The sequence below is a fragment of the Cylindrospermopsis sp. CR12 genome, from assembly GCF_001432185.1.
GTDB lineage: Bacteria > Cyanobacteriota > Cyanobacteriia > Cyanobacteriales > Nostocaceae > Raphidiopsis > Raphidiopsis raciborskii.
This window is the reverse complement of sequence record NZ_LMVE01000124.1, coordinates 1-607: the sequence shown is the minus strand read 5'-3', so window position 1 is coordinate 607 and position 607 is coordinate 1. Positions and strand designations below refer to the sequence as shown.

The 607-nt window shown below is 43.8% G+C and carries 1 protein-coding gene; it reads left to right on the top strand.

From position 1 onward, the window contains the following. A partial coding sequence (locus tag ASL19_RS13950; RefSeq protein ID WP_161808608.1) for a hypothetical protein occupies positions 1–605 on the top strand: 605 nt, incomplete at its 5' end. Positions 606–607: the final 2 nt, after the last annotated feature.

Genomic DNA, 607 nt, shown 5'->3' with positions numbered 1-607 from the left:
ACTCCGTTGAAGATGGTGCAACTGGCACAAAAGATTATGTCCGGGTCACCAGTTACACTGATGCTGACACAGGCTTTGGCGAAACTACAAATATCCAGTATTATCTTGTGGATGGTGGTGGCTATTCTGGCTTAGGGTCAGAGTATGGATATGCTAATGATGGCAATGGATTTGATCCCTATTTTACTCAATACTACGAAGCTGATATTATCGGGCAGCAATATACCTTTACCTATTTCTATGGAAATGGAGATAATTACTCTGGTTACGGCTTTGCACCATTGGGAACCTACACAGTAGGTCAGTTACCTGATTACTATGACAATGAAACGGGGACACAAAAAGGCTACTATGTCATTAACTCCGTTGAAGATGGTGCAACCGGCACAAAAGATTATGTCCAGGTTACCAGTTATACTGATGCTGACACAGGCTTTGGCGAGACTACAAGTATCTATTCGGGTAGCGGTTATTATGGCTTAGGTTCAGAGTATGGCTATGCCTTCAACGCCAACCCTTGGACAGGAGACACTTACTTTAGTCGCTACAACGAGGCAGACTTGCCCGCAGCGTTGAAAGTGCAGGTTACAGCAATTTTCATGTAGTT